Below are 25,598 nucleotides of genomic sequence, written 5' to 3' on the forward strand. Positions count from 1 at the left end.
GCCTCGTACGTCGAGCCGGGCGTGAGGGGAGGCATTCGCCGGGGAGCTTCGGGATCCCGGTGGACGGGGGCTTCGGTCAGCGGGGTCCGGGGTCCGGTTCGCCGGTGATGCCGTCCGCCCCGTCGGACCGGATGTCCGTGTCCGGCGCCGACGGCACCAGGTTCTCCACCGACCACAGGTCGTCGAGGTCGTCGAGGCTCAGCTCCGCCCGCGACTCCGGGGTCGCGTCGAGTCCGGCCAGGAACTCCAGAGGGGTCTGCGGACGGTCGTCGGGTGAGCGGGCGAGGGTGCGGCGGAGCAGGTGGCGGAGTTCCTCGGAGGCGGGCAGGGCGTCCACGGAGACGTCCCTGTTCACGATCTCGAAGAGCATGTGATAGTCCGACGACTCGTTCCACGGCAGTGCTCCGGCCAGGCACTGGTACATGAGGATCCCCAGCGTGTAGAGATCCGTCCGGATGTCCGTGTGAGTGCCCCGTGCCTGCTCGGGAGCCATGTAGCCCGGTGTGCCGACCACCATTCCCGCGACGGTCACCGACGTGACGTCCTCCAGCGGCCTGGCGATGCCCAGGTCGATGATCACGGCGCCGCGCGCGGGATGCAGCAGCACGTTGCTCGGTTTGAGGTCGATGCGCGAGATGCCCATGTCGTCGATGAAGGCGAGGGCCTCGCCCAGTTGCCTGCCGATCCGCGCGACCAGTCCCACGGGCAGCGCGCCCCGCTGACTCAGCACGTCGCCCAGGGAGGGCCCCTCCACCAGCTCCATGATCAGTGCCGGCTCGGTGTCCGCGCTGCCCAGCGCGTCGAGGGTGCGGACGATCTGCGGATGGTTCAGCTGCCGGCTCACCTGCGCCTCGCGCTGGAACCGCGCCAGCATCTGCTCGTCGTGGCGCGCCGCGTGGTGCAGCACCTTGATGGCCACGGCCTGCCCGGTCAGCAGGTCCCGCCCCCGGTAGACCGCGCCCATGCCGCCCTGGCCGAGGAGGCTGCTCATCTCGTACCGCTCGGCCAGTACGGCGACCGCGGGCGTCCCGGACTCGACGGACGGCGGGGCCGCGCGCGCCGCGGGCTCCGGCTGTCCGTACTGCGGTGACTGCCACTGCGGTGTCCCACCGGGCTGGGGGAAGCCGTAGCCGGTCGACGGAGGGGGCGCCTGGTCGCCCGGGACGCCCACGGTCGAGCCGTACGGGCCCGGCCCCGGCAGCGGGGAGACGATCCCGAGGTCGGCCCGTTCGCTCTCGCTGCTGTGCACGAACCCGGCGAGCTGGCGTTTGTAGGCGTCCGACAGCTTGTAGTAGGCGAGCGCCGACTCCGCGCCGCCGTACCGGGTGGCGTCCGGCCGGCCAGGCTCGCTCACCACGTCCAGCATTCCGGCCCGCACCAGATGTCGTACGAGCCGTTCGACCGCGGGCGGTGCCATGCGCAGCAGCGGATCGATCCCCTGGGGGCCGGTGACATCGGTGGAGGTGAAGGGTCTGCCCTCGCTGCGCAGCGCCCAGTCGACCACGTGGTAGCCGCCGAGCCGCCGCCGGTCGTCGTCGATCACCACCCGCGCGGGGCCGTCGGGATCGCCCGAGGCGACCGCCTCGGACACGACCGCTTCGAGCCGTGCGTAGAAGTCGATCCGTGCCCAGTCGGCCTCGCCCACGCTCAGCGAGGGGCGGCCGTCCTCCCACACCACCAGCGAGTTGAACTCCTGGAGCAGCCGCCGCGGCACGCCGCGCGCCTTGAAGCTGAGATATCCGATGAACCGGACCAGCCGCGCCTCGTCCAGGGACGCCGGCGGGATGCGGTACGAGGTCTCGGGCGGGTATCCGGCGTACGTGCCCGGAGCACCGTTCGGTGTGATGGTGGCCGGCGCGGGAGGACCCCAGTCGGGCTGGGACACCGGCTCCCGGCCCGCCTCCACCAGGCCCCTCACCAGCCGCTCGGGCGCGTCCCACAGACAGGGCACGTACATCCGCCAGCCGAAGACGCTCTCGTACACGCCGTTGCCGCGGTCGGCGTCCTGGATGGCGCGGTCGTGCAGATCGGGACCGGCGACGACGATGAAGTGTGCGCCGCGCGCGGTGAGTACGTTCTTGATCCGGCCCAACAGCCCCTCGAATAGGGCGATCGCGTCGTCCTTGTTGTCGGTCAGCTTGTCGACCTCGTCCAGGACGACGACCGGATGCACCCGCAGCCGCGCGGCCTCCTGCCGCCGCCAGCGACGTAACAGCCGCCGCGAGACCGGCTGTTGACGGGTCCGGCCCTCACTGCCGTTGAGCAGGTGGACGATCCGGACGAGGTCGTGCTCGACGTCGGTCTCGGAGTACGCGAGGAACGCGGCCTCGGTGGCCTGCGAACGGGTCCGGCGGCTGCTGAAGTTCATGGTGGGCACCAGCCGGTGCTGCGGTGCGAGCCCCAGGCTGGTGCCGCGCTCCGTGCTGTCCGACTGGGTCTGGGTGAACGACAGCGACGTACGTGAGTAGGCCAGCAGCAACGACCGCTGCACCTCGCGCGGCAGCCGCGCCAGCAGGTCGCGGTCGTCCAGGGACTCGAAGATGCGCCGCACGACGGCGAACAGCAGCTGATCGGTCGTCATGGAGCGTGCCACGTTGAGGTGGACGACCAGCATGACGTCCCGGGTGCCCTGGGCGGCCGTGGCCTCGGCCAGCGCCCGCAGCACCAGGGTGGACTTGCCGACCCCGCGGAAGCCGCTCACCAGGAAGGCGCCGCCGTGCGAGTAGGTCAGCCGCTCCTTCAGCGCCTCGACCAGCGTCTCGTGCCCCAGCGCGGGGATGGCCCTGTCACCGGCGGGCAACGGCTCATGGATGTACCGGAACTGCCGGTGCAGCGGCATGTGCAGCACAACATCGTCCCCCTGAACGTGCTTTGCCCAGGGATAAAGAGTAGGGCGCCGCGCCCGCCTGGAGAGGTCAGGCGAGCAGAAAGCCCCCGTCGACCGGCAGGGTGACGCCGTACGCCGCTCCTCCCGAGGCCGCTCTACAGCCCGACGTCCCTGCGGCTCATGTCGTCCAGGGACTCGCGGCGTACCAGGACGCGTGCGATGCCCTCGGAGACCGCGACGACCGGGGGCCGTCCGACGAGGTTGTAACCGGAGGCCATGGACAGGTGGTAGGCCCCGGCGGCCGGGACCGCGAGCAGGTCGCCGGGGTGTACGTCGCCCGGGAGGGCCACCTCGTCCGCGAGGATGTCGCCCGCCTCGCAGTGCCGGCCCACGACGGTGACCAGGCGTGGCGCGGCGGCGGGCCGGCGGCCGATGAGCCGGGGCGCGTACCGGACGCCGTACAGCGCGGGCCGCGGGTTGTCGCTCATCCCGCCGTCGACGGCGACGAAGACGTGGTTCCCGGTGCGCTTGACCGAGAGCACCCGGTAGACGGCGACCCCGGCGGGACCGGCGATGGCCCGGCCGGGCTCCAAGGTCAGTCGGGGGACGGGCAGTTGGGCGCGGGCGCAGCCGTCCACCAGCTCGGCGCGGACCCGCCCGGCCAGGACACCGACGTCGAGGCTGTCCTCGCCGGGCCGGTAGGCGATGGCGTGCCCGCCCCCGATGTCGAGCTGCGGCAGGGTGACGCCGTGCTGGTCCCGGACCCGGGCCAGCAGCCCGGTCATGCGGCGCACGGCCGCGACGTACGGCTCGAAGGAGGCGACCTGCGAGCCGATGTGGCAGTGCAGGCCGACCAGTTCGAGGTGCGGCTGCCCGAGTATCCGGGCCACCGCGTGCTGCGCCGAGCCGTCCGTGATCGACAGGCCGAACTTCTGGTCCTCGGTGCCGGTACGGATCTTGGCGTGGCCGCCGGCCGCGATGCCGGGCACCACCCGCACCATGACCTTCTGCCGGGTGCCCTCGGGCGTGATCGCGGCCAGCCGTGCGATCTCCGAGGTGCTGTCGACGACGATGCGCCCGACTCCCAGGCGCAGCGCGGTGCGCAGGTCCTCGGGGCTCTTGGCGTTGCCGTGCAGCACGATCCGCTCGGGCGGGAATCCGGTGGTGACGGCGAGTGCCAGCTCCCCGGCCGAGCACACGTCCAGGCCGAGGCCCTCCTCGCGGACCCACCGCGCCATCGCCCGGCACAGGAACGCCTTCGCCGCGTACACGATGTCGGCCTCGGGGAACGCCGTGCGGTACGTACGGCAGCGGTCCCTGACCTCTCGCTCGTCCAGCACGTACACAGGGGTGCCGAAGCGGTCGGCCGCCTCGGTGAGGGAGACACCGCCGACGGAGACGTCCCCGTCGGGTCCGGGGCGGGCGGAGCGGGGCCAGACGGACAGACCGTCGTGGGTGTCGGGGGCGGCGGCGCCCGCCTCGCGGCCGGGACCTCCCCGGAGAACGGTTATGGACATGACGTCTCCTCAGCCGATCAGCAGGTTCAGATACGGAACGGCGACGGTGTCCATGTCCGTCGTCCCGGACGGTGTGGAGGCGGATGGCGCCGGGGCCGAGAACTGCGGGTCGACGGTGACGACGGTGACGCCCAGGGGCGCGGCGAGCGACCGCAGCGCGCGTTCGGAGAGCCTGACGCAGGCCTGTTCCGTGCCGAGGGTGGCGGCGAGCCTCGCCGCCGAGGTGAATCCGACGGCCGTACGGCCGCCGGGGGGAGTGCGGAAGAACCGGGCCGTACAGCCCGCGGGCCCCGACCGGACAGGTACGAAGAGGAGTCCGGCCGGGGTGCGTTCGGAAGGCTCGGGGTCCTCGGAACGGTCCACTGGAGACATCGTGCAGCTCCTTGACGAAGACGACGCGCGCCGCGCGGCCGACGCGGATGTTCCGCCTCGTCGGCCCGGCGCTTCGCTGAAAGCTATGCCCGGGTGAGGGGGTACGGCCGGTCCCGCTGACGCAGGCTTGACGGCCGGGGCGGCTGCCGTAACGCGATGCTTACGGGGATGCCGCCGAGCCGGGTTCGACCGGGCGTACGCCTGGCGCCACCGCCCCGGAGGCCGGACACTGGTGCCGCCAAGTGCGACATGCCACACGCCACGGGGGAGGCGGCATGACGGAGCCGGGTGGAACGCCGGAGGCGTCTTCGGTGCCGGGGGAGCGTGTGGAACCCCAGGTGACGGCTCCCGGGCAGGGCGTCGAACCCGTGGGCGCCGCGTCCGGCCGCCGCACCGAGCTGGACGCGATCCGCATCCTCGTCGTCGTCGGGCTCGTCTTCTTCCACTCGGCGCTGGTGTTCGCGACGGACAGCGACTTCTACGTCAGGAACCGCGACACCACCGAGGTGATCCTGGTCATCGCCGGGTTCGGTGTGGTGTGGGCGATGCCGATGCTGTTCTTCGTCGCGGGTCTCGGCTCCTGGCACTCGCTGCGCCGCCGCGGCCCCGGCGGCTTCGCCAGGGAACGCCTGCTGCGGCTGGGCGTCCCGCTGCTGTTCGCGACGGCGGCCCTGCTGCCGCTCCCGCAGTGGCTGCGGGAGCGCGCCGCGGACCCCGGTTACCACGAGTCCTACGTCCGCTTCCTGCCCCGCTTCTTCGACGTCCACCTCGACCTGGCGTCCTTCCCCTTCGTCGTACAGGGCGAGTACTTCGAGACGGGCCACCTGTGGTTCGTGGTGCTGCTGATCACGTTCTCGCTGCTGCTCGCGCCGCTGGCCCGCTGGATCCCGGCGGCACCCGCGCACCGGCTCGGCGACGCGTTCGCGCGGGCCTGCGAGCGGCGCGGGGTGGTGCTGCTGCTCCCGGCGCTGCCGCTCGTGACGCTGAGCGCGCTGGTCGGACTGGAGGAGGACTACGGGGGCTGGGGCCGGTGGGCGTACCTGCTGTTCTTCCTCTACGGCTACGCGGTGGCCGGCGACGACCGGCTGCGCGCGGCGATGCGCCGGGACGCGATGCCGGGAGCGGTGCTGGGTCCGCTGCTCTTCGCCGCCTGCGCGCCCGGTTTCATGACGGCGGACGACGCCTTCACCGACCCGACGGCCCTCGCGACCGTCACGCGCGCGCTGTTCGGCGCGGCGGGCTGGTGCTGGATCGTGGGCATCGTCGGGCTGCTGGACCGGCGCGCGAGGCCCGCGACCCGGCCGGCCGGGGACAGCGGACGAAGCCGGCTGTTCCTCTACCTGGGCGTCGGCGCACTGCCGCTGTACGTCCTCCACCAGCCGGTCGTCGTGGCCGTCGCGTACGGCGTGGTCGGCATGGACGCCTCGATCCCGGTCAAGTACGCCCTGACCGTGGCGGCTTCACTGCTGCTGACGCTGACCGCGTACGAACTGCTGGTACGGCGAACCGGGTTGACCCGCTTCCTGTTCGGGATGCGCGGCTCCTGACGCCCGTGGTCACTCGACAGGCTGAAGCCTCCCGGTTTCCCCGCGAAGCGGCCACCCGGGTGCCAGGCTGGCTCTCCATTCCAGGGGGAGAACGCATGCATCAGCAGCCACACCGCTACGTCGAGAAGCGCGGCGCCAACCACGGCCTGCACGTGTTCCTGACGATCATCAGTTGCGGCCTGTGGGCGATCACGGGATGGCCGATCGCCGCAGCCATGGGCCGCAAGACGGTCACGACGGGCTACGCGCCACCACAACAGCCGTTCCCCCCGCAACAACCGTTCCCACCGCAGCAGTCGTACGGCTATCCGCCCCAACAGGGCTACCCGCCCCCGCAGTACGGCCCCCCGCCGGGGGAGACACCTCCCTACGGCCGACAGCCGGGCCAGTAACCGCCCATGGGCCTTCCGCGTCCGGCAAGCTCCCGTAGCCTGCCCACCACTCGCTGACGAACCCCACCGCCAGCGGCCCGCACAGCGTGGCTACGGCCAGCCGTGCAGGGAGACTTCGGGTGTGGCCGAGGCCAGATACCGGCGGAGGGCGCCCGCGCTGGACTTCACGAAGGGGGCCGGGACGGCGCCGAGGTCGGTCCAGCGGACCTGGGCGTGCTTGAGGGGTTCGCGGTTCTCGGGTTCGCCGTCCCACTCGTGCGCGGCGAAGACGACGGTGAGATAGCCGTTGGGCGCCTCGACACCCCACGCCCCGTGGACGACGTGCACGACCCGCAACGCGTCCGCCTTCACCGTCATCCCCGTCTCCTCGTACAACTCCCGCACCGCGGTCCCGGTGATCGACTCCCCGGGCTCACTCTTGCCGACCGGCAGATCCCACATCCCCCGCCCGAACTTGGCGTTCTCCCCACGCTGGAGAAGGACGACACGGTTGCCGACCCGGTCATGGACGATGACGGCGGCGACCAGCACGGTCATGGAGGCGACGGCGGGCGCGAGGGCCTTCGGCCGATCAGCGGGAACTGGCTGAGCCACTCTGGTCCTTTCGTCGGCCGGGCCGGGCGGCACGCACCCAGTGAAGCATCAGGCGGCTTCCTGGTGGTGGTGGGTGGTGGCCTCGGTGGTGGTGTGTGGCGTGGAGGTGCGGCGGCAGTCGCGGCAGGACGTGGGGTCCGGTGCGCGGAAGGCGCGTTCGCAGCCGTCGCAGGTCTGCCAGGGGTGCGGGGTGGGGGCGGGCGGTGTGGTGGGCGGCGGGGGTGGTGTCGGGAGGGGGACTTCGGCCAGGCGGTACGCGAGGACGCGTGCCGGGCGGGAGCGGAAGGTCTCGGGAAGACCGGCGGTGAGCAGGCCGGTGATCTCCTCGGGGCCGAGCCCCCGGGCGAGCCACGCGGTGACGGCCGGGGCCAGTTCGGCGACCTCGCGGCGGGAGAGGACCAGTCTGCGGTCGAGGATCCGGAGGGAGGCGAGGACGACGACGGCCTGGGGGTCGGCGTCGTCGAGTCCCAGCGGGGGAGGGGGCGACGGGTGTGCGGGGGCCGGTGCGGGGGTCGCCGGTGCCGGGGCCGCCGTGAGGGGCGCGCTGGGGCCGGGGGTGTTCCTGGCCGCGAAGTTCCGCGTCCGCAGCGGTCGTTCGGGTGGCGGAGTGGGCTCGCTCCGGCCGCGCGGTACGTCGTGGAAGTACGTCCGGGTACGGACCCGGCCGTCAGAGCCGCGTTCTCGCCGCCGCTCCAGGTATCCGGCCGCCTCCAACTCCCGTAGCGCACGCGAGATCAGGATCTCGCCCTCGTCGAAGTGGGCGCAGAGCGCGGCGATGCTGATGATCGAGCCGTCGGGCAGCGAGAGGATGTACGCCGCGACCCCGACGGTGACCGCGCTGCCGCGCCGCTGCGCGAGGGCGTTGGCGATCACGGTGAAGTTGGCCGTGAGACGGGTGCGGACGTGGATCACACCGGAGGTCGGAGCTCCGGTGTCGGCGCGTGAGGGCGCGTTAGACTGCGGATCAGCCATCGGGAAGCGTCTTCTTCCTGAGCGGTCAGGCCCTCGTTCAGGATTGCCGTCCTGGCGGGGGCCGTCGTTTGTGTGGAGTTGTCGTCGGGAACGTAACCTCCCCCGACCACTCTCCGCAACCGGGTCACCCCTGAGGGTGAACGGGTGGGTGGGGGAGGGTAGTTGGTTCTTTCCCCATACGGTCCTTGGGGGAGAGTCGTGGCCCGCCGTCCCCCCGCGTACGAGGGTTCGGCGGGACGGAAGCGCAGTCCAGGACCGAACCCCGGCGGACTCAGCCCCGGTGGCGGCCGTTCTTCAACTCGCCTATGAACGCCGCCCAGGGGCCCGCCGCGAAGGCGATCGCCGGACCGTCGGGGGCTTTGCTGTCACGGACGGGGACGGTGCCGGGGGCTCCGGTTGCCACCTCGACGCAGTTGCCGCCCTCCTGATTGCTGTGACTGCTCCTGCGCCAGGCGGCGCCGTTCAGTTCGGGACGGGATGTTCGCGCCACGGTCGTTGCCCTCCATCACTGATCGGATCATGTCGAGCGACATGAGCGGGGGCAGGGCTGCCGCCCGGAGCCGATCGTAAAACAGCCGGAAGCGCTCGACCTCGGCCGGTTCCTCCACGAGTTGGCCGTAGTGGGCGCCCTCTGTGTAGGCGACCTCGCTGCCGTCCGCCAGCTCCAGGATGGTCAGCGAGCCGCCCATCACGTCGTGCTCACCCTGCTCGAACGGCAACACCTGCACTGTGATGTGACGGTCGGAGGCGGTAGCCAGCACATGCGCCAACTGGCCTCGCATGACGGCCCATCCGCCGACCGGCCGCCGTAGCACGGCCTCATCCAGTACGACCCACAGCGCAGGCCGGTCGGCTGCGGTCAGCCGATCCTGCCGACCGAGCCGCGCCGACACCCGCTCCTCCAGGTGTTCCTCGCCCTGGAGGGAAAGTCCGACGCTGAGTACGGCCCGCGCGTACTCCTCCGTCTGTAGGAGGCCGGGCACGAGGTGAGCCCCGTACTCGCGAATGGAGACGGCCCTCTCCGAGTGGGCCATGAACGCGCGCGACCAGTCGGGGAACGCCTCCCGGTAGACGTACGGCCACAGGTCCACCAACAGCCCGTCCGCGCGCAGGACTTCGTCGAGGACGCGGGCCAGTTCAAGGGTCGGCTTCGCCCCCGAGCACCGCTCGATCTGGGTGATCCGGGAGGCGACCACGTGGGTCTTGGCGCCGAGCTCCGCCTGGGTCAGCCCGGCCGCCGTACGGAGTCTCCGAACCCGCGAGCCGAAGAGGGCCGCCATGGACGACTCCGGGTCGATTTCCTTGGCCAAGGCGCCACTTCCCTTCCTTACGGTCCGCGCCGTAAGGCTCGATCCCCTGTTGAGCGTAGGCCCGTTTGACGACCCTTGTGTACGGAACGTCACGACTCGCGCACGCTGCGGCTCGTGCTCGCGGCTACGAAAGGGATGCGATGGACGGCACTGCGTCGAAGGAACCCGCGGCGACCGAGAGCCCCGTGTTCGCCATGCGGTTCACGTCGTCACCGCGGGGCGCCCGGCTCGCCCGGCATCTGACGGAGTGCCGCATGGCGGAGTGGGGCTACCCGCGGGCGTCGGACACGTCCGCCACGGTCTCGCTCCTGGTCGCCGAACTGGCCGCGAACGCGGTACAGCACGGCCGCGTACCCGGCCGGGACTTCCACCTACGGCTCACCCTGGACGTACGAACCCGGCTGATCCGTATCGAGGTCGACGACGCGTCCACCCGACGGCCCCGCTTCGGCTCGGAGACCGTCGCCGGCCCGGAGGACGAGTCCGGGCGGGGCCTGCTCCTGGTAGCGGTGCTCGCCACGCGCTGGGGAACCCTGCCGCGTACGCCCGTCGGGAAGACGGTGTGGGCGGAGGTGGCGGGGGACCCGCCGCAGGCCCCGTGAAATCCGGCCCGCTGCGGCTACGACCAGTCGTGCAGCGAGGTCCGGGTGATGGCCTCTAGCCGCGGACCGCCGCCAGGCACTGGTCGTACAGGTCCAGGATGTCGCCCTGGCCGTCGGTCTCGACCCATGTCGTGGTGGCGGCGTCGAAGCAGGCGAACGCGGTCGCGGCGATGGCGCGGGCCCGCACGTGGGCCGTCTCCGAGGTTTTCAGCCTGGCTTCGAGCAGGGGGAGAAGTTCCTCCTGGCAGCGCACGCGCTTGCCCAGGTAGGCCGCGCGCAGCGAATCGGTTCGGTGTACCAGGCGGAAGCGCTCCAGCGCGTCCTCGGGGCTCGTGTGAAGGGAGAGCGCGGCCTTGAGGGCGGCGCGCAACGCCTCCCAGACGTCCGCGTCGGCTGGCTGCTCGCGGATGGTTTCCGCCATGAGGGCCACGAACTCGTCCTGGCTGCCGCCGACGAGGTCTTCCTTGGTGCCGAAGTACCGGAAGAGGGTGCGCTGGGAGACGCCGGCCTCGCGGGCGATCTGCGCGATGGTCGTGGCCTCGTACCCCTGCTCGCTGAACAGGCGCAACGCCGTTCGCAGGATCTCCTGGGCGGCCAGCTGCCGCGTCCGGTCCCACAGCGTGGGTGCGGACGCCCCCTCGCCCTGCGTTCCCCGCGTGCCCTGCCTGCCCTGTGTTCCCGGCGTCATGCCACCACCTTAACCCGGTCTGCCAGGCTGGCGTTCGGCAGACACTTGGCAGTCGCTGCCAAGTAGACGTACGCTGCCAAGGGACGGATCATCAGCGAGGAGAACAGCCATGACAGCGAAAACAGCACTCATCACCGGCGGAACCAGCGGAATCGGCAAGGCCACCGCGGAACTGCTCCACTCGCGGGGCTACCGCGTCATGGTCACCGGGCTCGAAAGCCTTGAGAATCCCGAAAATCCCGAGAGCCTCGATGGCATCGGGCTTCCTCCGGGCGTCATCGCCATCCGGGCCGACGCCGCGTCACTCACCGACATCGACCGGGCCGTCGAGCAGGCCCGCAAGCACCTGGGCTCGCTCGACCTGCTCCACCTCAACGCGGGCATCTCCCGTCCCGGCCCGATCGAGTCCACCGACGAGACCGCCTTCGACTCCCTGTTCGACGTCAACGTCAAGGGCAGCTTCTTCACCCTGCAAAAGGCGCTCCCCCTGCTGAACGAGGGCGCGTCCGTGGTGTTCACGGTCGGGGCGGGCGAGGGGTTGGGAGCCGCCATGACCGCCGCCAAGGGCGCTCTCCTGCCCCTCGTGCGCGCGCTGGCGATCGAACTCGCTCCCCGCCGTATCCGAGTCAACGCGGTGAGCCCCGGTCTGATCGACACCCCCGCCTACGCCAAGCTGGGCATCTCCCCGGACACGATCGCCGCCTGGGGCGCGGACGTGCCGCTGGGCCGAGTCGGCACCGCGGACGACGTCGCCGAGGCGGTCGCCTTCCTCGCCTCCGACAGCGCCCGCTACATCACGGGCGACAACCTGCTCGTCTCCGGCGGCCTCGGCGTACACGCGTAACGGGCTCCAAGTCAGGTTCGACGAGTTCCGAGCCCAGGTCAGCCGGTGCCGTTGCTCCGCGTCCACCAAGCGAGTACTCCGCCCAGGACGAGCAGCGAGCACATCGCCGCGTTGGTCCACCGGTAGGAGACGAGGATCGCCGCGAACTCGCGGATCGTCGCGTTGGGCCAGAAATAGGCGGCGGTGGGCGACCCCACCACCTGGCCCCTGATCCGCATCTGCCGTGCGGTGAGGGCGGCGCGGAAGGCGTGGTAGTTGTTCGTGACGATCACGCAGCGGTAGTCCGGCTTCGCCTTCTCCATGATCGCCTTGCTGTACCGGAGGTTCTCCTCCGTGGTCGTCGAGCGGTCCTCGCGCTCGATCAGGTCGGCGGGAAACCCCTGGGCCGTCAGATAGTCGGCCATCGCATGGGATTCCGGCAGGTCCTCGTCCGGTCCCTGGCCCCCGGAGGTGATGAGCACCGGGGCGCTGCCACGTCGGGCGAGCCGCGCGTGGACCGCCTGCGCCCGCTTGAGGCGGCTGGCCAGCAGGGGCGGCACGGTGGAGCCGCCGACCAGGCCCGAGCCGAGCACGACCACGTAGTCCGCTCCGCGGCGCACCCGCAACCGCCCGTAGAGGAACGCGTAGCAGACGAAGCAGAGGAAGAGGAAGGAGACGTAGAGGGCGATGCCTCCGACGGTCGCCGCCACGCCGGTCAGTACGGGGGTCCTCACGACAAAGGCCGTGATCAGCAGTGCGATCACGGCGAGGATGGCCAACGCGGCCAGCAGCGAAAGGAGGTTGGAAGGGCTCCTGCCCTCCTTGCGCACCATCTGGAGGCCGTTGAGGAACAGGAAACACGTCAGTACGAGGACGGCCAGTGATCCCAGGCCCACGAGCGACCAGGCGACGACAAGGCCCGAAGTCGAGTCCGACCGGGCCAGTTGGAGCGTCCAGGCCGCCAGCGCGCAGAGTACGGCGAGCCCGAGGAGCACGGCGTTGCCGAATCTGCGGCGCTCCCGCAGCACGCGTACACAGAAGACGCCGAAGAGGAGTGCGGCGGGGGCGTAGGCCAGCATCCGCACAGGGTAGACGTCCCGAACCACGGTCCCGGAGCGAGCCCGGGCCGCCCGACTGGGGTATCGGGGGCCAGGCCGTGCTCAGGCTGCCTAGGTCGGCAGGGCAGGCAACGGACTCCGCCTTCGAGTCCTCGCCCGGACTCCTGCTCCGCCGTGTGTTCGCGTCGCCGGGTGACCGCGTGAGGGGCGGCTCCTAGAAATAGTGCTTTCGGCCGCCGACCGCGCGCCCGCTCGCGCCGAGGATCCACAGGACCGCGCCGACGACGACGAGTACTCCGCCGACGGTTGTCAGGATGCCGACACCGAGCAGCAGGCCGAGTATGAGGAGAATGACGCCCAGGGCAATCATGTCGGTTCCAATCTTTACGTCAGCTGGATTCTTGCTTGTGCTGCCTCCGGGTGCCCCGCTCTCAGTCGTCCATGCGTGCCGCTCCCGACCTGGGCGTCGAGTGATGGTCGAGTGACGGTCGAGTGACGTAGGACGGCGGGTGTCAGCGCAGCCACTGCTCCTGGTCGGCGGGGCGGTACAGGGTGATCGCCTTGGGGATCTTGTCGAGGACCAGGCGCCGGTAGGTGGCGTCCGTGACCTCTCCGTCGTACGCGAAGTGCGGTTCGCCCCGCAGGACCTCCAGGTCGAGCCGGCGTACCTGGGCGGTCGTCAGCACCCGGGAGTTGTGCAGGGTGCCGGTCAGGACGGCGAGGAGCAGCCGGGTGCGGGCCAGCGGGGTGCCGGCCTCCACGGCGCGGACGTCGAGCAGGCCGTCGTCGAGCTGGGTGCGGTAGGTCGGGGCGAAACCGGCCGGGTGATATATCCCGTTGCCCGCGAAGAGCAGCCAGATCCTGCGGGGGCGGCCGTTGATGACGACCGAGAGCGGGCTGCCGGTGGCCAGGACCTTGGCGAGGCCCACGGCCAGCGCCGGCCACTTCCCGATGCGCTTCTCCAGCCGCTCCCTGGCGTGCACCAGCTCGGAGTACACCCCGATGCTGAAGGTGTTGAGGAAGAACTGCTGGCCGGGCCCCTCCTCGGGGTCAGCGGAACCGGCGGGGGAGGCGTTCGGCGCGCCCTCCTCGGGGCGGGTCCCCGGGCCCTCGGGGGACGAGGCCCGGCCAACGTCGGCGGTGACCGCGTCGCCCGCCTGTATCGCGCGGACCACGTCCTCCATGGTCTGGTTGCCGAGGTCAACGGCGAAGTGGTTGAACGTGCCGCCGGGGAAGACGGCCAGCGGCACCCGGTGGCGGGCGGCGGTCGTACTGCCCGCGTTGACGGTCCCGTCGCCGCCGCACACCCCCAGCGCCCCGCCTTCCGCGACCGCGCGCTGAGCCGCCTCGTCGAGGAGGCTCAGCAGGTCGTCGCCGGGCTCCAGGACGGTTATCGAGGCGCGGGGCAGCATGGTGCCCAGGGTCTCGGCGGTGTCCTTGCTCCAGGAGATCCCGGAGGCCGGGTTGACCAGCAGATGCAGGCCCTTGCCGTCGGCCAGCGCGGGGGCCGGTCTGCGCGGGGGCGCGGCGGCCGCCGCGGCCTCCGGTTTCACCGGCCACCAACGGCAGGTGAGCAGTGCCGCGCCCACTCCGACGACCATCCCCGCCGCGGCCCGGCCCCGGTGGGTGACGCCTCCGCTGCCGCGGACGTAGGCCAGCCCCGCGGCGAAGGGCAGGACGGCGAGGCCGTGCCGGGGCGACTCCAGGGCGACCCCCGAGGCGAAGGCGGCGGCCGCCGCCATCGGGCTCGACGGGAGGGACGCGGTGTCCGGCCGGGGGAAGAGCCCGGGGAACGCGTCGAGGACCGGGCGGGCGCTGCGGGCGGCCGGTTTGCCCAGCGTGTGATTGATCACCGCGACGATCGCCACCGCGCCGACGCCCCGCAGCGCGGCCCGGCGGGCGGTCCTGCCGTCCGACACCCCGAGCACGGCCGCGGCAGCCAGCCATATCGCGTCGTGCGAGGCCGCCCTGCGCAGCAGCTGCGTCGGGGAGTTCCCCTGCGCGGGGCGCGCCAGGGCGAGGGACGCGGCCAGCCGGCTTCCCACTTCCGATGTCTTCCACAGCCGCCCAGGTCGCTTCATACGCTCGCTACACCTCTGCACCTAGAAAAATCCGCCGCGCGCGACCGGACCGGAGCGCCGACTCACCCTAACGGCGCCCACCCCACCCGTCGACGAACCCGTTCGGCCCCGGCGACCCGGCCTCGCCGTCCCCCCTGGCCCCGGCCGCCTCCCACCGCTCCCGCCCCATGAAAAAGGCGAGGCCCGAAGACCCCGCCCACCACGGAAAGTGATACCTCAGCTCACGGCCACACCAGGCAGTACGGCTGATGCCCCGCCTCATGCAACCGATGGCTGAAGTCCTGCCACTCGTGCAGCAGTTGGTACACGTTGAACGCGTCCCGCGGGCCCCCGCGGTCCGGGACCGTCGACCAGATGAACGCGGCCGCGCCGACGGCTTCCTCGCCTATGCCCCGGAGGGGGTCGACGACGGTCATGGGGAGTTTGACGACGGCGTAGTCGGGGTGGAGGACGACGAGTTCGAGCGGGGGCACCTTGTTGAGGGGGACGCCCTCTATGCCGGTGAGGACCATGGCTGCCATGGTCTCCGGCTTGATCTTGGTGAACATGCCGTTCATCCCGAGCTCGTCGCCGCCGAGTTCCTCGGGGCGCATCGAGATCGGGACGCGGGCCGCCGTCGCACCGTCGGGCGCGCCGAAGTATTTGTACGTCACCCCCACCCGGCCACCATTCCCGCTCCCTGCGCCCAGTCGTTCGATCCTGCGGGCGGCACGCTCGGGTTCCTGGCCGGCTCTGGCCCCGGCCGCCTCCTCCGCCTCGCGTCGGTGCTTTCCCCCGCGGGCACGCCGAGGACCGAGGTCGTCGGTCCCCTCGCCCAGTCCGCCACCGCGATGCATATCTCCACCCGACTGCTTTTCTAAGGCGCGCGACCCCCGTCACGCAACCCGATCATCGTGACAGTGACCTCCCCCACGGCCGCACGCCGAAACGTGCGCTGAAACACCTGTCCGCAGGATCTTCGCCCGCTGAACACCATCGTTCATTGGAGCTGTCCGTACCAGGCCCCAGTTTCGCAGATGCCCGAAGGCCGCCGCCCGTTTGTCGTACCGAGCGTCGGCCCGCCGTCCGTGCGATGGCTGGGATCTTCCGTACGTGAATCGGGGCTCCCGCGTTCACGCCGTCGCGTCCCGTGTGCCTGTGGCGTGCCCGTGGCGCCCGTCCCGCGTGCCCGCGGCGGCCGGAAGCCGCTGGCCTACCCTGAGTAGGTCACTAGCCCCCCGGAGTCGGAGACGTCGCAGGTCATGACCGAACTGCCTTATCCCTATGAAGCCCCAGCATCGCAGTCTCTATTCGACCGTGCGGCCGTCGTCACGCCAGGTGGCGTGAATTCTCCTGTACGCGCGTTCCGAGCCGTGGGCGGTACGCCCCGGTTCATGGTGTCCGGTAACGGTCCCTACCTGACGGACGCCGACGGGAGGGAGTACGTCGATCTCGTCTGCTCCTGGGGGCCGATGATTCTCGGGCATTCTCAGCCCGACGTCATCGCCGCCATCCAGGACGCGGTCTCGCGGGGCACGTCCTTCGGCACGCCCGGTGAGGGCGAGGTCACGCTGGCCGAGGAGATCGTCGCCCGCGTCGAGCCCGTCGAGCAGGTCCGGCTGGTCTCCAGCGGCACCGAGGCGACCATGTCCGCCATCCGGCTCGCGCGCGGGTTCACCCGGCGGGCCAAGGTCATCAAGTTCGCCGGGTGTTACCACGGTCACGTCGACTCGCTGCTCGCCGCGGCCGGGAGCGGGGTGGCCACCTTCGCGCTGCCCGACACCCCCGGCGTCACCGGTGCCCAGGCCGGCGACACCATCGTCCTGCCCTACAACGACCTCGAGGCCGTGCAGGCCGCCTTCCACGCGCACCCTGGCGAGATCGCCTGCGTGATCACCGAGGCCTCGCCCGGGAACATGGGCGTCGTGCCGCCGAGGCCCGGCTTCAACCAGGGCCTCAAGGACGCCTGCGCCAAGAACGGCGCCCTGTTCATCTCCGACGAGGTGATGACGGGGTTCCGTACCAGCAGGGCCGGCTGGTACGGCATCGACGGGGTCAGGCCCGACCTGATGACCTTCGGCAAGGTCATGGGCGGCGGCTTCCCGGCCGCGGCCTTCGGCGGTCGCGCCGACGTCATGGGCCACCTGGCGCCCGCGGGGCCGGTGTACCAGGCGGGCACCCTTTCGGGGAACCCGGTCGCCACCGCCGCCGGGCTCGCGCAGCTGCGGCTGCTCGACGACGCCGCGTACGAGAAGGTCGACGCGGTCAGCGCGCAGATCCGCGGTCTCGTCACGGAGGCGCTCAGTAAAGAAGGTGTGACCCACCGGCTGCAGAACGCCTCCAACATGTTCTCCGTCTTCTTCACGGGACGTGAGGTGCGCGACTACGAGGACGCGAAGGCGCAGGAGTCCTTCCGGTTCACCGCCTTCTTCCAGTCGATGCTGGCGCAGGGCGTGTACCTGCCGCCCTCGTCGTTCGAGTCCTGGTTCGTCTCCACCGCCCACGACGACCGGGCGATTCAGCGGATCGCCGACGCCCTTCCGGCGGCGGCACGGGCAGCAGCGGAGGCCACGGCATGAGCGAGCGCAACGAGGACATCACCGTCGTACACGTGATGCGGCACGGGGAGGTCGCCAACCCGGACGGCGTCCTCTACGGGCGGCTGGCCGGGTACCACCTCTCCGACCTCGGGCGGCAGATGGCCGACCGGGTCGCCGAGCACCTCGCGTCGCGGGACGTCACCCATGTCGTCTCCTCGCCGCTGGAGCGGGCGCAGGAGACCGCGACGCCCATCGCCAAGTCGCACGGACTCGACCTGGCGACCGACGGCCGGCTTCTGGAGGCGGAGAACGTCTTCCAGGGCAAGACCTTCGGCGTGGGCGACGGCGCGCTGCGGCGCCCCGAGAACTGGAAGCACCTCGTCAATCCCTTCCGGCCGTCCTGGGGCGAGCCGTACGTGGACCAGGTCGTCCGCATGATGGGGGCGCTGGACGCCGCGAAGGACGCGGCCCGTGGGCACGAGGCGGTCTGTGTCTCGCACCAGCTGCCGATCTGGATCGTGCGCTCGTACGTGGAGCGCCGCCGGCTGTGGCACGACCCGCGCAAGCGGCAGTGCACGCTGGCCTCCCTGACGACCTTCACCTACCGCGGTGACAAGATCGTCTCCGTCGGCTACACCGAGCCCGCCCGCGATCTCGTACCCGCCCATCTCCTCGCGGGTGCCAAGCCGGTGAAGGGCAAGGACAAGGCGTTCGGCGCATAGCCGGGCAAGGTGTACGCGTCGTCACTTAGCGTGTGGATTACCGTCATCTGAGCGTATCTTCGTAAAAACAGCTGAATATGCGCGAGTTTGTCGGAACCCCCGTCTTCCTCGCGCCCTCTCATGAGATGTCGGCCCGAGCCGACCGAGAAGGCGCGAGGGAGCGGAGACGCGATGCGGGACATCAGTCGCAGGGGAATGATCGGTTTCGGAGCGGGCGCCGCGGCCGGGCTGGGACTCGCGGCCTGTGGTTCCGCGGGACAGCAGAGCGCGGGGCACGGGGACGGCCCCCAGGGCGGGGGACGGCCGGGCGCTCCCGAGCATCCCGGCGCTCCCGAACACCCCCTCGGTGACGGCTCCACCGCGTTCACCGGAAGGCAGCCCGGCCGGATCGCGGAACCGGTGCCGCTCGAACCCGGCGAGACCCCGCCGCAGTTCGTGGTCTTCTCCTGGGACGGCGCCGGAGAGGTCGGGACCGGTCTCTTCTCCCGCTTCCTCGAACTCGCCAGGGACCACGACGCCCACATGACGTTCTTCCTCTCCGGGCTGTACCTGCTGCCGGAGTCGAAGAAGCGCCTGTACTCGCCGCCCAACAACCCCCGGGGCGCCTCGGACATCGGTTATCTCACCGACGACCACATCAGGACCACGCTGAAACTCCTGAGGCAGGCCTGGCTGGAGGGCCACGAGATCGGCACGCACTTCAACGGCCACTTCTGCTCCGGCCGCGGCACCGTCGCCAACTGGACGCCCGCGCAGTGGCGCAGCGAGATCGACCAGGCGAAGGCCTTCGTCAAGGAGTGGCGGACCAACAGCGGCTGGACCGACCTGCCCGCGCTGCCCTTCGACTACGACAAGGAACTCATCGGCGGCCGCACCCCCTGTCTGCTGGGCCAGGGGAACCTGCTGCCCACCGTCAGGGAGCTCGGCTGGCGCTACGACGCCTCCTCGTCCGGCGGCCTCCAGGTCTGGCCGCGCAAGCGCCAGGGGCTGTGGGACCTGCCGCTCCAGGCGATGCCCTTCCCGGGACGCGGCTTCGAGGTGCTGTCGATGGACTACAACATCCTCGCCAACCAGTCGGTCAACTCGACCAACGCCCCCGCCTACCGCCACCCGGCCTGGCGCACCCAGGCGACCGAGTCCTACATCGCCGGATTCAAGCGGGCGTACGAGACGAACCGGGCACCCTTCTTCGTCGGCAACCACTTCGAGGAGTGGAACGGCGGCATCTACATGGACGCCGTCGAGAACGCCTTCAAGCACATCGCGCGCGAGAAGGAGAAGGGCGCGGACGTACGGCTCGTCTCCTTCCGCGAGTTCGTGGACTGGGTGGACGTGCAGAAGCCCGAGGTGGTGGCGGGGCTCCAGTCGCTGGACGTGGGGCAGGAGCCGGCCGGCGGCTGGAAGGCATTCCTCGGCGGCGCGGGCGCGGGCACCCGCACGGGCACGGGGACCGGTGCGGGCACGGGGACGGAACGGGGGCCGGGGGAGGCCGCCTGATATGCGGGTTTCCGCCCGCAAGGGGGGTGCGCAAGATCCCCGGAACGGACATGCGAAACTTTTCACATGAGTGCTGCCTGCCGCGCCGACCAGCGTTCGAACCGCACCCGTAGTCGCACCGCACTGCTGACCGCCGGAGCCGCCGTCGCGGCCCTCGCCCTGTCCGCGTGCGGTTCCGGGGGGACGTCCGGCGGCTCGGGCAACACCAACTTCGTCGCGGGCAAGAACGGCATCGCCACCGTCGCCAAGGGCGAACGGACCGACGCGCCCGACCTCTCCGGCAAGACCGTCGACGGCGAGCAGCTCGACGTCGCCGACTACAAGGGCAAGGTCGTCGTCCTCAACGTGTGGGGATCCTGGTGCCCGCCGTGCCGCGCCGAGGCACCCAACTTCGTCAAGGTCGCCAAGGACACCGCGGACCAGGGCGTGCAGTTCGTCGGCATCAACACCCGCGACCCCAGCACCGCCCCGGCCAAGGCGTTCGAGGAGGAGCAGGGGGTCACGTACCCGAGCCTGTACGACCCCACGGGCAAGCTGATGCTCCGCTTCAAGAAGGGCACGCTGAACCCGCAGGCGATCCCGTCGACGCTCATCATCGACCGGGACGGCAAGATCGCGGCCCGCACCCTTCAGGCCCTCAGTGAAGACAAGCTGCGCGAGATGCTCGCTCCCGTCCTCGCGGAGAAGTGACCTGCCGTGTCCCTCCTCGCCGCGTCCACCGACCTCGCGTCCTCCGCGCACCTCGCCACCACCCTCGCCGCGCCGACCGGCACGAACCAGACCGTCTACGACGGCGCGCTGCTGCTCGCCCTGCCGATCGCCGTACTCGGCGGGCTCATCTCCTTCTTCTCGCCCTGCGTGCTGCCGCTCGTGCCCGGCTACCTCTCCTACGTCACGGGGGTCAGCGGCACCGATCTGGCAGAGGCCAGACGGGGGCGGATGGTGGTCGGGGCGAGCCTGTTCGTGCTCGGCTTCACCGTCGTGTTCGTGTCCGGCGGGGCGCTGTTCGGCTACTTCGGCTCGACGCTGTACGAGCACCAGGGCACGCTGTCCAAGGTGCTCGGCGTCCTCATGGTCCTCATGGGCGTCTTCTTCATGGGGATGATGCCCTGGCTCACCCAGCGCGAGTTCCGTTTCCACAGGCGGCCGGTGACCGGACTGCTCGGCGCGCCGCTCCTCGGTGCCCTCTTCGGGATCGGCTGGACCCCGTGCATCGGGCCCACGCTCTCCTCCGTACAGGCCCTGTCGATGGAGCAGGCGAGCGCGGGCCGAGGCGCCATACTGACCGTCGCGTACTGCGCCGGTCTCGGAGTGCCCTTCGTCCTCGCCGCGGTCGCCTTCCGCAAGGCGCTCGGCGCCTTCGGCTGGGTCAAGGCCCACTACGCGTGGGTGATGCGCATCGGCGGCGGCATGATGATCGTGACCGGCCTCCTGCTGCTGACCGGCGCGTGGGACAGCCTCGTTCAGCAGATGCAGGTCTGGTCCGAAGGCTTCACGGTAGGGATCTGATCGATGAGCACGACTGACACCGGCAAGACGGCGGACACCGGCAGGACGGCGACCGACAGCGGCGAAGAGACGGCGGACCCCGCGCCCGTGCCCGCCAGCCGGCACGTCGGGGTGAGCGCCGACGGTGAACTCGGCGCGGCCGGATCCCAGCTCTCCACCGCCCCCGTCGACACCGTCGTACCCGGCTCCTTCGGCGGCGTGCGCAAGCCCGGCGTGGCGGGCCGGCTGGCCTGGACCGGGCGCGAGGTCTTCGGCTGGACCCGCTGGTTCTGGCGGCAGCTGACCTCCATGCGGGTCGCGCTGCTCCTGCTCTTCCTGCTGTCGCTGGGGGCGATCCCCGGCTCGCTGATCCCGCAGTCCGGGACCGACGCGGCGAAGGTGCAGGACTTCAAGGACGCGCACAGCGTGCTGGGGCCCGTCTACGACCGGCTCGGCCTGTTCCACGTCTACAGCTCGGTGTGGTTCTCGGCGATCTACATCCTGCTCTTCGTCTCCCTCATCGGCTGCATCGTGCCGCGCACCTGGCAGTTCGTCGGGCAGCTCCGCGGCCGTCCGCCGGGCGCGCCCAGGCGGCTCGACCGGCTGCCGGCGTACGCGACCTGGCGCACCGAGGCGGAGCCGGAGCAGGTCCGCGAGGCAGCCCTCACGGTGCTGCGCAAGCGGCGGTTCCGGGCGCACGTCGCCGGGGACGCCGTCGCCGCCGAGAAGGGCTATCTGCGCGAGACCGGCAACCTGCTCTTCCACATCGCGCTGGTCGTGATGCTGGTCGCCTTCGCCTGGGGCCAGCTCTTCAAGTCCGAGGGCAACAAACTGGTCGTCGAGGGCGACGGCTTCTCCAACACGCTGCTGTCCTACGACGACTTCAAGTCCGGCAACCTCTTCTCCACCGACAACCTCACGCCGTTCAGCTTCGACCTGAAGAGCTTCACCGGCACCTACGAGGAGTCGGGCCCCAACAAGGGCACCCCGCGTACCTACCAGGCCGACATCACCTACAGCGTGGGCGCCGACGGCAAGGAGAAGCGGACCACGGTCAAGGTCAACGAGCCGCTGGAGATCGGCGACTCGAAGGTCTACCTGGTCAGCCACGGCTACGCGCCCGTCGTCACCGTCCGGGACGGCAGGGGCAAGGTCGTCTACTCCGAGCCCGTGCCGATGCTGCCGCTCGACTCGAACGTCACCTCGCAGGGCGCGATCAAGGTGATGGACGGCTACCGGAACGCGAAGGGCGGCAAGGAGCAGCTCGGCTTCGCCGCCTTCTTCGTGCCGACCTTCGCGGGCGCCGGCGCGGGCGACATGTTCTCCCAGTTCCCCGCGCTGAAGGACCCGGTGCTCGCGCTGTCCGGGTACCACGGCAGCCTGGGGGTCGACTCGGGGCTTCCGCAGAACGTGTACCAGCTGGACACCTCCGAGATGAAGCAGTTCAAGGACGCGAAGGGCGAGATCCTCAAGTCGAGGCTGGCGCCCGGCGAGACCATGACGCTGCCGAACGGCGCCGGCTCGATCACCTTCGAGAAGGACATCAAGGAGTGGGCCGGCTTCCAGGTCACCCAGCAGCCCGGCAGCGACTGGGCGCTGGTCGGGGCCTTCACCGCGATCTTCGGGCTCGCCGGGTCGCTCTTCATCCAGCGCCGCCGGGTCTGGGTGCGGGCCGTCAGGGGCGCCGACGGCGTCACCGTCGTCGAGATGGCGGGCCTGGGCCGCAGCGAGTCCACGAAACTTCCCGAGGAACTCGGCGACCTGGCCGCGCTCGTGCACGAACGGGCGCCCACGGCGCCCGGCAAGCCCGACGAAGTCGAGAAGCCCGACGACGCCGAACCCGACGCCGAGGCACACCCCGACGCCGAACCCTCCGTATCTGCCGCATCTGCCGCCGAAGGGGCTGAGAAGCAGTGAATCCCGCTGCCGCAACCGATCTCGCCGCCACCGCCACCAACCTGGCCGCGACCACCAACGAACACCTCGCCAACGTCAGCAACACGCTGATCTACTCGTCGATGGCCGTCTACACCCTGGCCTTCTTCACGTACATCGCCGAGTGGATCTTCGGCAGCCGCAGCAAGGTGGCCCGTACGGCCGCCGCGCTGACCTCGCCGCAGAAGGCGGCGGCTCCCGCGGTCACGGTCAAGAAGGCGGGCGGTACCGCGGTCCTGGAGCGGCCGCAGGTCGTCACCCGGTCCGCCTCCGGCACGCGTGACGTGCCCGACGGGCCCGGGGCGCACGGCGGGGACGTGCAGGGCGACCTCTACGGCCGTATCGCCGTCTCCCTCACCGTCGTCGCCTGGGCCGTCGAGGCGGCCGGTGTCGTCTCGCGCGCGCTGTCGGTGCAGCGGGCGCCGTGGGGCAACATGTACGAGTTCAACATCACCTTCTCCACCGTCGCCGTGACGGTGTACCTGGTGATGCTGGCGCTGAAGAAGAACATCCGCTGGCTCGGACTTCCGCTGGTCACCTCGGTCCTGCTCGACCTCGGCCTGGCCGTCACCGTCCTCTACACCGCGAGTGACCAGCTGGTTCCCGCGCTCCACTCGTACTGGCTCTACATCCACGTCTCGACCGCGATCCTGTGCGGCGCCGTCTTCTACGTGGCCGCGGTCGGCACCCTGATGTACCTCTTCAAGGACAGCTACGAGAACAAGCTGGCGAGCGGAGGCAAGCCGGGTCGGTTCGCGACCTCCGTCATGGAGCGGCTGCCCGCCTCGGCCTCCCTCGACAAGTTCTCCTACCGGGTGAACGCCGCCGTCTTCCCGCTGTGGACCTTCACGATCATCGCGGGCGCGATCTGGGCCGGCGACGCGTGGGGCCGCTACTGGGGCTGGGACCCCAAGGAGACCTGGGCGTTCATCACCTGGGTCGCCTACGCCTGCTATCTGCACGCGCGTGCCACGGCCGGCTGGAAGGGCCGCAAGGCCGCGTACATCGCGCTGATCGCCTTCGCCTGCTTCCTCTTCAACTACTACGGGGTCAACATCTTCGTCACCGGCAAGCACTCCTACGCCGGGGTCTGAACCCGGCGCAGACCGGCGAAGGCCGGTTCCCGCGACGCGAGTCGGGGGAACCGGCCTTCGGCGTTCCGGGCGGGCGGCGGTGCGGACGCCGCCCGCGGGTCAGAACTGGTTCTCGCCGCCGTCGACGTACAGGTTGGCTCCGAGGATGAAACTGCTCTGCCCGGAGGCGAGGAAGACCACCGCGTCGGCGACCTCGCTCGCGCGGCCCGCCCGGCCCAGCGGGACGCCCGCGGTGAACTGCGACTTGGTGACGGGTGTCTCCTGCGCCGCGACCGCGCCGTCGAGTCCCGGGGTGTCGATGGTGCCCGGGGAGATCGCGTTGACCCGGACGCCCCGGTCCTTGAGCTCGTTGGCCCAGGTCCGGGCGAAGGAGCGGATCGCCGCCTTGGAGGCCGCGTACGTGCCGAACGCCGTGACCCCGTCGTCGGCGCGCACCGAGGAGTTGAGGATCACCGACGCGCCCTCGTTGAGCAGCGGGAGCGCCTTCTGCACCGTGAACAGCGTGCCGCGGACGTTGACGTCGAAGGTCTGGTCGAAGTGCTCCTCGGTGACCTGCTCCAGCGTCGCGAACGACCCGGCGCCGGCGTTGGCGAACAGCACGTCCAGGCCCCGGCCGCGGGCGCGGACCGCGTCGTAGAGCCGGTCGAGGTCGGCCAGGTTCGCGATGTCGCCGGCCACAGCGGTCGCCGACGCCTGCCCGATGGTCTCGACGGCCGCGTCCAGCTCGGTCTTGCGCCGGCCGGTGATGAACACGTGCGCGCCCTCGGCCGCCAGCCGCACCGCGGTGGCCAGACCGATCCCGCTGCTGCCGCCGGTGACGACGGCGGTCCTGCCTTCGAACTGTCCCATGCGAACTACCTCCACAAAGTTCCGTACCGATCGGTACTGAAAGGGAACGTAGCACATCTGTATCGACCGGTACGGAAGGAGTAGGATCGCTCGCATGGAGACGAGTCGACGGGCGCCGATCGGCCGGCCGAGAGGGTTCGACGCCGAGGAAGCCCTCGAACAGGCGATGCGGGTCTTCTGGGAACAGGGCTACGAGGGCGCGAGCCTCGCCGACCTGACCAGCGCCATGGGCATCACCCGCACGAGCATGTACGCGGCCTTCGGCAACAAGGAGGAGCTGTTCCGCAAGGCCCTGGAGCGCTACACGCGGGTCCCCGCCTCGTACGGTGCCCGTGCCCTGCGGGAACCGACCGCCCGGGAGGTGGCCACCGCGTTCCTCGACGGCTCGGTCCGGGCCACCACCCGCCCCGGCTGCCCCAGCGGATGCCTCGGCGTCCAGGGCGCCCTCGCCGCCGGTGAGCCGGGACGCAACGCCCGCGAGACCCTCGTCGCCTGGCGCGAGGACGCCGTCATCGACCTCAGAGACCGGTTCCGGCGAGCCGTCGACGAAGGCGACCTGCCCCCCGGCACCGACGCCGCACTGCTCGCCCGCTACCTCATGACCGTGGCGAACGGCATCGCCGTCCAGGCCGCGGGCGGCGCCGGCCGCGACGACCTCCAGCTCGTCGCCGACATGGCGCTGCGGAGCTGGCCGTCAGCGTGACGGACCCG

Annotated in this window: 25 protein-coding genes; 12 read left to right on the top strand and 13 right to left on the bottom strand. The window is 70.9% G+C overall.

The genetic code is table 11. The features are described 5' to 3' along the window. Positions 1 to 76 precede the first annotated feature (76 nt). From ACIP79_RS23415 to ACIP79_RS23425, 3 genes are all read right to left on the bottom strand, one after another. Positions 77 to 2,839 (bottom strand): protein kinase, encoded by a 2,763-nt coding sequence (locus ACIP79_RS23415; RefSeq protein WP_401226719.1) that lies wholly within the window; start codon positions 2,837 to 2,839, stop codon positions 77 to 79. A gap of 143 nt (positions 2,840 to 2,982) precedes the next feature. Then, on the bottom strand, positions 2,983 to 4,344 hold the full coding sequence (gene lysA / locus ACIP79_RS23420; protein ID WP_401226399.1) for a diaminopimelate decarboxylase: 1,362 nt from the start codon (positions 4,342 to 4,344) through the stop codon (positions 2,983 to 2,985). A gap of 9 nt (positions 4,345 to 4,353) precedes the next feature. Next, positions 4,354 to 4,716, bottom strand: coding sequence for an SAV_915 family protein (locus ACIP79_RS23425; protein ID WP_401226402.1), 363 nt, complete (start codon positions 4,714 to 4,716; stop codon positions 4,354 to 4,356). Between the two features lie 275 nt (positions 4,717 to 4,991). Here ACIP79_RS23425 and ACIP79_RS23430 point away from each other — a divergent pair, with 275 nt between their 5' ends. Together ACIP79_RS23430 and ACIP79_RS23435 are read left to right on the top strand one after the other, a co-directional pair. Beyond that, positions 4,992 to 6,263 (top strand): acyltransferase, encoded by a 1,272-nt coding sequence (locus ACIP79_RS23430; RefSeq protein ID WP_401226404.1) that lies wholly within the window; start codon positions 4,992 to 4,994, stop codon positions 6,261 to 6,263. Between the two features lie 95 nt (positions 6,264 to 6,358). Then, complete coding sequence (locus ACIP79_RS23435) at positions 6,359 to 6,655, top strand: hypothetical protein (protein ID WP_401226406.1); 297 nt, start codon at positions 6,359 to 6,361, stop codon at positions 6,653 to 6,655. Positions 6,656 to 6,745: 90 nt separating this feature from the next. Here ACIP79_RS23435 and ACIP79_RS23440 read toward each other — a convergent pair whose 3' ends face one another. The 4 genes from ACIP79_RS23440 to ACIP79_RS23455 form a co-directional block, all read right to left on the bottom strand. Beyond that, complete coding sequence (locus tag ACIP79_RS23440) at positions 6,746 to 7,282, bottom strand: NUDIX domain-containing protein (RefSeq protein ID WP_401226408.1); 537 nt, start codon at positions 7,280 to 7,282, stop codon at positions 6,746 to 6,748. A gap of 15 nt (positions 7,283 to 7,297) precedes the next feature. Next, complete coding sequence (locus ACIP79_RS23445; RefSeq protein WP_401226410.1) at positions 7,298 to 8,221, bottom strand: hypothetical protein; 924 nt, start codon at positions 8,219 to 8,221, stop codon at positions 7,298 to 7,300. A gap of 271 nt (positions 8,222 to 8,492) precedes the next feature. After that, positions 8,493 to 8,624 carry a DUF397 domain-containing protein gene (locus ACIP79_RS23450; RefSeq protein WP_383678627.1) on the bottom strand — a complete coding sequence of 44 codons (132 nt, stop codon included), beginning with the start codon at positions 8,622 to 8,624 and terminating at the stop codon, positions 8,493 to 8,495. Then, entirely contained in the window at positions 8,587 to 9,501 is a 915-nt protein-coding gene (locus ACIP79_RS23455; RefSeq protein ID WP_401226721.1) for a Scr1 family TA system antitoxin-like transcriptional regulator, read from the bottom strand. The genes ACIP79_RS23450 and ACIP79_RS23455 overlap by 38 nt, the downstream gene beginning before the upstream one ends. A gap of 170 nt (positions 9,502 to 9,671) precedes the next feature. On the opposite strand from ACIP79_RS23455, the gene ACIP79_RS23460 reads away from it, so the two are divergent. Beyond that, entirely contained in the window at positions 9,672 to 10,133 is a 462-nt protein-coding gene (locus ACIP79_RS23460) for an ATP-binding protein (RefSeq protein ID WP_401226413.1), read from the top strand. Between the two features lie 55 nt (positions 10,134 to 10,188). On the opposite strand, the gene ACIP79_RS23465 is transcribed toward ACIP79_RS23460, so the two are convergent. Next, positions 10,189 to 10,821 (bottom strand): TetR/AcrR family transcriptional regulator, encoded by a 633-nt coding sequence (locus ACIP79_RS23465; RefSeq protein WP_401226415.1) that lies wholly within the window; start codon positions 10,819 to 10,821, stop codon positions 10,189 to 10,191. A gap of 109 nt (positions 10,822 to 10,930) precedes the next feature. Between ACIP79_RS23465 and ACIP79_RS23470 the strand changes: the two genes are divergently transcribed. Then, on the top strand, positions 10,931 to 11,665 hold the full coding sequence (locus ACIP79_RS23470) for an SDR family NAD(P)-dependent oxidoreductase (protein WP_401226417.1): 735 nt from the start codon (positions 10,931 to 10,933) through the stop codon (positions 11,663 to 11,665). 38 nt (positions 11,666 to 11,703) lie between these two features. Here ACIP79_RS23470 and ACIP79_RS23475 read toward each other — a convergent pair whose 3' ends face one another. From ACIP79_RS23475 to ACIP79_RS23490, 4 genes are all read right to left on the bottom strand, one after another. Then, entirely contained in the window at positions 11,704 to 12,723 is a 1,020-nt protein-coding gene (locus ACIP79_RS23475) for a YdcF family protein (RefSeq protein ID WP_401226420.1), read from the bottom strand. 193 nt (positions 12,724 to 12,916) lie between these two features. Continuing rightward, positions 12,917 to 13,072, bottom strand: a complete 156-nt coding sequence (locus tag ACIP79_RS23480; protein WP_383678460.1) for a DUF6131 family protein — start codon at positions 13,070 to 13,072, stop codon at positions 12,917 to 12,919. A gap of 142 nt (positions 13,073 to 13,214) precedes the next feature. Then, positions 13,215 to 14,783 carry a diacylglycerol/lipid kinase family protein gene (locus ACIP79_RS23485; protein WP_401226422.1) on the bottom strand — a complete coding sequence of 523 codons (1,569 nt, stop codon included), beginning with the start codon at positions 14,781 to 14,783 and terminating at the stop codon, positions 13,215 to 13,217. 221 nt (positions 14,784 to 15,004) lie between these two features. After that, a complete protein-coding gene (locus ACIP79_RS23490; protein ID WP_019061278.1) occupies positions 15,005 to 15,442 on the bottom strand; it encodes a hypothetical protein in 438 nt (145 codons plus the stop codon). 582 nt (positions 15,443 to 16,024) lie between these two features. On the opposite strand from ACIP79_RS23490, the gene hemL reads away from it, so the two are divergent. The 7 genes from hemL to ccsB all read left to right on the top strand — a co-directional run bounded on the left by hemL (position 16,025) and on the right by ccsB (position 24,038). Beyond that, entirely contained in the window at positions 16,025 to 17,341 is a 1,317-nt protein-coding gene (gene hemL, locus ACIP79_RS23495) for a glutamate-1-semialdehyde 2,1-aminomutase (protein ID WP_383678464.1), read from the top strand. After that, complete coding sequence (locus tag ACIP79_RS23500; RefSeq protein ID WP_401226426.1) at positions 17,338 to 18,024, top strand: histidine phosphatase family protein; 687 nt, start codon at positions 17,338 to 17,340, stop codon at positions 18,022 to 18,024. The genes hemL and ACIP79_RS23500 overlap by 4 nt, the downstream gene beginning before the upstream one ends. A gap of 171 nt (positions 18,025 to 18,195) precedes the next feature. Next, a complete protein-coding gene (locus ACIP79_RS23505; RefSeq protein ID WP_401226428.1) occupies positions 18,196 to 19,521 on the top strand; it encodes a hypothetical protein in 1,326 nt (441 codons plus the stop codon). Positions 19,522 to 19,587: 66 nt separating this feature from the next. After that, entirely contained in the window at positions 19,588 to 20,211 is a 624-nt protein-coding gene (locus ACIP79_RS23510) for a TlpA family protein disulfide reductase (RefSeq protein ID WP_401226429.1), read from the top strand. 6 nt (positions 20,212 to 20,217) lie between these two features. Continuing rightward, a complete protein-coding gene (locus ACIP79_RS23515) occupies positions 20,218 to 21,030 on the top strand; it encodes a cytochrome c biogenesis CcdA family protein (RefSeq protein WP_401226431.1) in 813 nt (270 codons plus the stop codon). A gap of 3 nt (positions 21,031 to 21,033) precedes the next feature. After that, positions 21,034 to 22,926, top strand: a complete 1,893-nt coding sequence (locus ACIP79_RS23520; protein WP_401226433.1) for a cytochrome c biogenesis protein ResB — start codon at positions 21,034 to 21,036, stop codon at positions 22,924 to 22,926. Next, positions 22,923 to 24,038 (top strand): c-type cytochrome biogenesis protein CcsB, encoded by a 1,116-nt coding sequence (gene ccsB / locus ACIP79_RS23525; RefSeq protein WP_383678474.1) that lies wholly within the window; start codon positions 22,923 to 22,925, stop codon positions 24,036 to 24,038. Before ACIP79_RS23520 ends, ccsB begins: the two co-directional genes overlap by 4 nt. Positions 24,039 to 24,137: 99 nt before the next feature. Here ccsB and ACIP79_RS23530 read toward each other — a convergent pair whose 3' ends face one another. Beyond that, positions 24,138 to 24,887: an SDR family NAD(P)-dependent oxidoreductase gene (locus ACIP79_RS23530; protein WP_401226434.1), complete on the bottom strand. Its 750-nt coding sequence runs from the start codon at positions 24,885 to 24,887 to the stop codon at positions 24,138 to 24,140. A gap of 94 nt (positions 24,888 to 24,981) precedes the next feature. Here ACIP79_RS23530 and ACIP79_RS23535 point away from each other — a divergent pair, with 94 nt between their 5' ends. Next, entirely contained in the window at positions 24,982 to 25,590 is a 609-nt protein-coding gene (locus ACIP79_RS23535; RefSeq protein ID WP_401226436.1) for a TetR/AcrR family transcriptional regulator, read from the top strand. Positions 25,591 to 25,598 lie beyond the last annotated feature (8 nt).

This window comes from Streptomyces sp. NPDC088747, assembly GCF_044751025.1.
Taxonomy (GTDB): Bacteria; Actinomycetota; Actinomycetes; order Streptomycetales; family Streptomycetaceae; genus Streptomyces.

Bases quoted from the DNA above. Each gene is read 5' to 3' on its own strand.
- ACIP79_RS23415 (WP_401226719.1), bottom strand. From the start codon at position 2,839: ATGCCGCTGCACCGGCAGTTCCGGTACATCCATGAGCCGTTGCCCGCC.
- lysA (WP_401226399.1), bottom strand. From the start codon at position 4,344: ATGTCCATAACCGTTCTCCGGGGAGGTCCCGGCCGCGAGGCGGGCGCC.
- ACIP79_RS23425 (WP_401226402.1), bottom strand. From the start codon at position 4,716: ATGTCTCCAGTGGACCGTTCCGAGGACCCCGAGCCTTCCGAACGCACC.
- ACIP79_RS23430 (WP_401226404.1), top strand. From the start codon at position 4,992: ATGACGGAGCCGGGTGGAACGCCGGAGGCGTCTTCGGTGCCGGGGGAG.
- ACIP79_RS23435 (WP_401226406.1), top strand. From the start codon at position 6,359: ATGCATCAGCAGCCACACCGCTACGTCGAGAAGCGCGGCGCCAACCAC.
- ACIP79_RS23445 (WP_401226410.1), bottom strand. From the start codon at position 8,221: ATGGCTGATCCGCAGTCTAACGCGCCCTCACGCGCCGACACCGGAGCT.
- ACIP79_RS23455 (WP_401226721.1), bottom strand. From the start codon at position 9,501: ATGGCGGCCCTCTTCGGCTCGCGGGTTCGGAGACTCCGTACGGCGGCC.
- ACIP79_RS23460 (WP_401226413.1), top strand. From the start codon at position 9,672: ATGGACGGCACTGCGTCGAAGGAACCCGCGGCGACCGAGAGCCCCGTG.
- ACIP79_RS23465 (WP_401226415.1), bottom strand. From the start codon at position 10,821: ATGACGCCGGGAACACAGGGCAGGCAGGGCACGCGGGGAACGCAGGGC.
- ACIP79_RS23470 (WP_401226417.1), top strand. From the start codon at position 10,931: ATGACAGCGAAAACAGCACTCATCACCGGCGGAACCAGCGGAATCGGC.
- ACIP79_RS23475 (WP_401226420.1), bottom strand. From the start codon at position 12,723: ATGCTGGCCTACGCCCCCGCCGCACTCCTCTTCGGCGTCTTCTGTGTA.
- ACIP79_RS23480 (WP_383678460.1), bottom strand. From the start codon at position 13,072: ATGATTGCCCTGGGCGTCATTCTCCTCATACTCGGCCTGCTGCTCGGT.
- ACIP79_RS23485 (WP_401226422.1), bottom strand. From the start codon at position 14,783: ATGAAGCGACCTGGGCGGCTGTGGAAGACATCGGAAGTGGGAAGCCGG.
- hemL (WP_383678464.1), top strand. From the start codon at position 16,025: ATGACCGAACTGCCTTATCCCTATGAAGCCCCAGCATCGCAGTCTCTA.
- ACIP79_RS23500 (WP_401226426.1), top strand. From the start codon at position 17,338: ATGAGCGAGCGCAACGAGGACATCACCGTCGTACACGTGATGCGGCAC.
- ACIP79_RS23505 (WP_401226428.1), top strand. From the start codon at position 18,196: ATGCGGGACATCAGTCGCAGGGGAATGATCGGTTTCGGAGCGGGCGCC.
- ACIP79_RS23510 (WP_401226429.1), top strand. From the start codon at position 19,588: ATGAGTGCTGCCTGCCGCGCCGACCAGCGTTCGAACCGCACCCGTAGT.
- ACIP79_RS23520 (WP_401226433.1), top strand. From the start codon at position 21,034: ATGAGCACGACTGACACCGGCAAGACGGCGGACACCGGCAGGACGGCG.
- ACIP79_RS23530 (WP_401226434.1), bottom strand. From the start codon at position 24,887: ATGGGACAGTTCGAAGGCAGGACCGCCGTCGTCACCGGCGGCAGCAGC.
- ACIP79_RS23535 (WP_401226436.1), top strand. From the start codon at position 24,982: ATGGAGACGAGTCGACGGGCGCCGATCGGCCGGCCGAGAGGGTTCGAC.